This is a genomic window from Rhodoferax sp. (assembly GCF_037143375.1).
Lineage (GTDB): Bacteria > Pseudomonadota > Gammaproteobacteria > Burkholderiales > Burkholderiaceae_C > Rhodoferax.
This window is the reverse complement of the sequence record NZ_JBAWYV010000195.1, coordinates 1-4,994: the sequence shown is the minus strand read 5'-3', so window position 1 is coordinate 4,994 and position 4,994 is coordinate 1. Positions and strand designations below refer to the sequence as shown.

The following is a 4,994-nucleotide window of genomic DNA, read 5'->3' as shown; positions in this document are numbered from 1 at the left end:
ACCCTGGGGCTGTCGTACTGGCAAACCCAGGGCAAGATTGTGTTGCCACAAGCCTTGGCCATGGTGGTGCCCAGCCTGATGAACAATTTCATCTCGACCTTCAAGGACACCTCGCTGGTCACCATCGTGAGCTTGTACGAACTCACCGGCGCCTTGTCGATGGCCTTGAATTCGGACTCCGACTGGCGGCCTTTCAAGATTGAAGGCTACTTGTTCATTGCCATGATTTATTTCGTTTTTTGCTTCTCCATGTCTCGCTACAGCATCTGGGTGGAAAAGCAGGTCAATCGCAACAAGCAACGCTAAGTCTTCTTCAAAATAACATTTCCAAGAGTTCACCATGTCAGAACCCATCATCAAATTCGACAAACTCAACAAGTGGTACGGCAACAACTTTCATGTGTTGCGCGATATTGACCTGAACGTCAAAGCGGGCGAGCGCATTGTGATTTGCGGCCCCTCGGGCTCGGGTAAATCCACACTCATTCGCTGCATCAACCGACTGGAAGAACACCAGCAAGGCCACCTGTATGTGGACGGCGTGGAGGTTACCGACGACGTAAAAGCCATCGATGACATTCGCAAAAAAGTCGGCATGGTGTTTCAGCAGTTCAACCTGTTTCCGCACCTCACCGTGCTGGAAAATCTGACACTGTCCCCGATGTGGGTCGGCAAGATGCCCAAGAAAGAGGCCGAAGAAAAAGCCATGATCCAGTTGAAACGCGTGCGCATTGCCGAACAGGCGGGCAAATACCCGCTGCAACTCTCCGGCGGCCAGCAGCAGCGCGTGGCGATTGCCAGGGCGCTCTGTCTTAAACCCAAGATCATGCTGTTTGACGAGCCCACCTCTGCGCTGGACCCCGAGATGATCAAAGAGGTGCTGGACGTGATGATCGAGATGGCCAGCGGCGGCATCACCATGCTCTGCGTCACACACGAAATGGGCTTTGCCAAGGCCGTGGCCGACCGCGTGATTTTTATGGACCAGGGCCAGATCGTCGAACAAAACAACCCGCACGACTTCTTCAACAACCCGCAAAACGAGCGCAGCAAAGATTTCCTGTCGAAAATCCTGGGCCATTAATTGCTACAAAATTAATAGCTAGCTAGGCAAGAAGATCGGGGGCTAGAGGCCGAACTTAAGCAACTGGAAACGCGACCCGGAGAAATCTTTGTCGCGCTGTCATCCGCCGATGAACTTTATGCCCTACGGAAGCACATAGAGCTGGTTCGCAACAAACCGCTCAGGGCTTGACGTCCAGGCTATTGAGAATGGCGGCCTGCACCACAGCATCTAGCGCGCCTTGCACCACGGGCAGCCCGGATACCACCCGCATGGTGCCGGTCGCAATCAGTTTGTCACGCGAGCGCTTGGACATGGACTGCGTGCTGCCATAAGCACTGGTGAACAAAAACAAGGTGCCATGCGGACTGGCCCATGAGAGTTGCGTTCGAACCCAAACCCCATTGACCATCAACTCAACCCAAGCACCCACGGGCAACGCCACTTCTGGGGACAAAACAACCGGCATGTCAATCAACGACTCCGATGACACGGAGGCTTCTTGCAATTCGGCATGAACCGATGCCAACCCGGGTTGCTGAGTGATCTCCTCTGGAAGTTCCATGAAGCCGGAGGCTTTTGCTTCTTCCGGGGCCAACCAAGGATCATCGTCATGCAACAAGCTGGGAAGCAAACCATTGATCGAGACAGGCGTTTTGGCTGCCACCATCAGTGGGGTTTGCGGCCTGAAGGCTTGCTGCTGAAGATTCATCAGTAACTCAAAGAACACGCTGGTCTTCACGGGCGGGTAGTCAATGAGATGAAGCCCTTCGCGCAACTTGGCCAATAGCTTGGGCACCAGTCGGGTGAGTTTCGCGATATCTTTGCGCGTCAGGTCAGGTTGCGCACTCCAGAGCAACGGAACAATCAGCTCGCGGTACTGACCAGGGTCAATGGCCTCGGAGAGATTGGCCATTTGCGCATGCGCCACAACCTGGGCCCAGGGTCCGCACAAAAAATCCAGCACACCAGAATCAACGGTTGCAGCAGTCGACTTGGCGCGGATTTCCTTGGCTACTTTTTCCGCCACCAAACTGCGCTTTTCGGCTTGCTGCAAAGCCTGCATCGCCAATTCAAGGCTTTGTTGTTTGGCCCGCTTGCCCGCATCCCATACCTGAATCAATTGCTGGAGAACTTGTTCAAAAATCCCGGCATCTTCAATCGACTCTTCTGACAAGGACCCCACTGTTTGTTGCAATGGTGCTAAAAATTCTGTCAAACCCTGTGACTCTGGCGTTTCAAAAGCAAGACTGCGGTGCGTGATCTCTTCCAACAGACGACGAGCCGGGTGCTGCTTGTCGCTGAAAAAACGGGGATCAACCAAGGCCAGTTTCAAGAGTGCGGGCTCAAGATTTTTAATGACCTCCTTGATCGGATCCAACATGCGCGCATCACGTGCGATGTTCTCCACCATCAAGGAGACCACCTCCAGGCTCAAGGCTTGCCCCAGGCCACTGGCAGCACGGCGCATCTGATCTCTCATGGCCCCCCGCGCACTTTGCCCCAGGGCTTGTCCGACGGTATTGACCGGTGTGCCATGGCGACGTTTGTCGATGCGTTCGACCAATCGGTCAACCTGCTTCATTTCCTGCAAAGCTTCCAACGCTGCGGGCACGGTCGACTGAAAATCGGTGTTGATGGGGTCATGTCCCTCCAACTCAAACTCCCGGGAAAACTGCGCAGCAAAGGCGTCCAGCCCTTTGAGTTGTGGCCGCTGGTCCAACTCGCCCACCAGTAAACGGCGCAGCCGGTCCAATGTCAACACGGTTTCCTGACGCTCACGGCCTCCTTGACCGCGCGGCTGAAAGAAAGTCTCAGCCGATCCAACATCAGCACCTATGGCCGAAGATGGGCCGGCGCCATCAAAGCTACGAATCACGGTATAGCCTGCAGGGGTCACACCTTCGCGATGCAACTCCTGCGACAAGACCGTGTAGAGCAGACTCAGCTCCTGCCCCAGAGCTGCACTCATGTGTTGCAACCAGTCCATCTGGACCAGCGAGGGCACCTTCGTTTGCACCAACACCTCCTGGAGCGCCCGAACGTAGATCTCTGGCCGCAAAGGGTTGCGTTCAGTCTGCACCGACTTCAGGCCCAGCGTCGCGCAAATATAGGTATTGAGTTCGGACAAGGAGGCCTCGGCGGCCAGCATCACAGATTGCTGAGAACGAGCCAACGCCACACTCACGTGGACCTGATCAGAATCCATCAGCTCCAGTTGGTCGAAGTGCAAATCATGTATCGCCAGCACCACGGGCGCCGACTCAACTTGTTGTGATGCCTGTTTGAATGCCTTGCGCAGGGCCTGCGGATAGTTCTCGCACAAGGCCGTCGCATGGCTGTCAAGCAGCATCAAGGTTAGTTCAAGGTGATCCCGCTCACCAAAACCACGCATTTGCGGGACCCGGCCCTGAATCGATTTGCGGGCGGTCGAAATCATGGCCCCCATGATGGATTCGCCCGCCTGCGCAGCTTGGGCCAGCAGGGCCTGATAAAAGGCTGGATAGTGATCAGCCACGTCGACAAATTGATTGTTCATGGCCGATTCACTTTGTAAAAATTACTTCAAAGCCTTGAAACGCATGCGCTTGGGTTTGGCACCTTCTTCGCCCAGACGTTTCTTCTTGTCGGCTTCGTACTCCTGGTAATTACCGTCGAAGAAGGTCCACTGGCTGTCGCCCTCGCAAGCCAGAATGTGGGTGGCAATACGGTCGAGGAACCAGCGATCGTGGCTAATCACCATGAGCGAACCCGCAAATTCCAGCAAGGCGTCTTCCAACGCACGCAAGGTTTCCACATCCAGGTCATTCGATGGTTCATCGAGCATCAGCACATTGCCGCCGGCAATCAGGGTTTTGGCCAGGTGCAAACGACCGCGTTCACCACCGGACAAGGTGCCCACGCGCTTTTGCTGGTCCGCGCCGTTGAAGTTGAAACGACCGCAATAAGCGCGGCTGGCCATCTGGAACTTGCCGACGTTCAGAATATCAAGTCCGCCCGAGACATCTTCCCAAACGGTTTTTTCATTAGCCAAGTCGTCACGATTCTGGTCCACAAAGGCCATCTTGACGGTCTGACCGATCTTGACTTCGCCGGAATCAGGCTTCTCTCGTCCAGCAATCATCTTGAACAAGGTGGATTTACCAGCGCCGTTGGGGCCGATGATGCCGACGATGGCACCCGGCGGGACCTTGAAGCTCAGGTTGTCGATCAGCACACGGTCGCCAAAGGACTTGGTCACATTGGTGAATTCAATGACTTCCTGGCCCAGGCGGTCGGCCACGGGGATGAAAATCTCATTGGTTTCGTTGCGTTTTTGGTATTCAAAATCCGACAACTCTTCAAAGCGGGCCAGACGGGCCTTGCTCTTGGCTTGGCGCGCTTTGGGGTTCTGGCGTGACCATTCCAGCTCTTTCTTGAGCGCTTTAGCACGGGACTCTTCGCCCTTTTGCTCCATCACCAGGCGTTCCTGCTTCTGTTGCAACCAGTCGCTGTAGTTCCCCTTGTAAGGCATGCCGTTGCCACGGTCGAGTTCCAGAATCCACTCGGCGGCGTTATCCAGGAAGTAGCGATCGTGGGTAATGGCAACCACAGTACCGGGGTAGCGCGAGAGAAATTGCTCAAGCCAGTCCACCGATTCAGCATCCAAGTGATTGGTAGGCTCATCAAGCAGCAACATGTCTGGTTTGGACAGCAGCAGGCGGCACAAGGCGACGCGGCGCTTTTCACCACCGGACAACAAACCGACCTTGGCATCCCACGGGGGCAGGCGCAGGGCGTCAGCAGCGATCTCAAGTTGGTGCTCTGAATCGGTGCCTGCGCTGCCGATGATGGCTTCCATCTTGGCCTGCTCTTCAGCCAGCGCGTCAAAGTCGGCGTCTTCTTCGCCATAGGCGGCGTAGATTTCTTCCAGGCGAGCTTTGGCTGTGAA

The 4,994-nt window shown here is 55.3% G+C and carries 4 protein-coding genes; 2 read left to right on the top strand and 2 right to left on the bottom strand.

Annotation, left to right across the window (positions count from 1 at the left end; genetic code table 11):
- Together WCG50_RS17360 and WCG50_RS17355 are read left to right on the top strand one after the other, a co-directional pair.
- On the top strand, positions 1–306 hold a 306-nt coding region (locus WCG50_RS17360), incomplete at its 5' end, for an ABC transporter permease subunit (RefSeq protein WP_336900853.1).
- Positions 307–340: 34 nt separating this feature from the next.
- The gene (locus WCG50_RS17355) at positions 341–1,084 is read left to right on the top strand and encodes an amino acid ABC transporter ATP-binding protein (protein ID WP_336900852.1); all 744 of its coding nucleotides are present in this window, start codon (positions 341–343) and stop codon (positions 1,082–1,084) included.
- Between the two features lie 160 nt (positions 1,085–1,244).
- Here WCG50_RS17355 and WCG50_RS17350 read toward each other — a convergent pair whose 3' ends face one another.
- Positions 1,245–3,602, bottom strand: coding sequence for a DUF1631 family protein (locus WCG50_RS17350; protein WP_336900851.1), 2,358 nt, complete (start codon positions 3,600–3,602; stop codon positions 1,245–1,247).
- A gap of 21 nt (positions 3,603–3,623) precedes the next feature.
- On the bottom strand, positions 3,624–4,994 hold a 1,371-nt coding region (gene ettA / locus WCG50_RS17345; protein ID WP_336900850.1), incomplete at its 5' end, for an energy-dependent translational throttle protein EttA.

What these genes read in the sequence shown, in the direction of transcription:
- WCG50_RS17355 (WP_336900852.1), top strand. Translation starts at nt 341, where the DNA reads ATGTCAGAACCCATCATCAAATTCGACAAACTCAACAAGTGGTACGGC.
- WCG50_RS17350 (WP_336900851.1), bottom strand. Translation starts at nt 3,602, where the DNA reads ATGAACAATCAATTTGTCGACGTGGCTGATCACTATCCAGCCTTTTAT.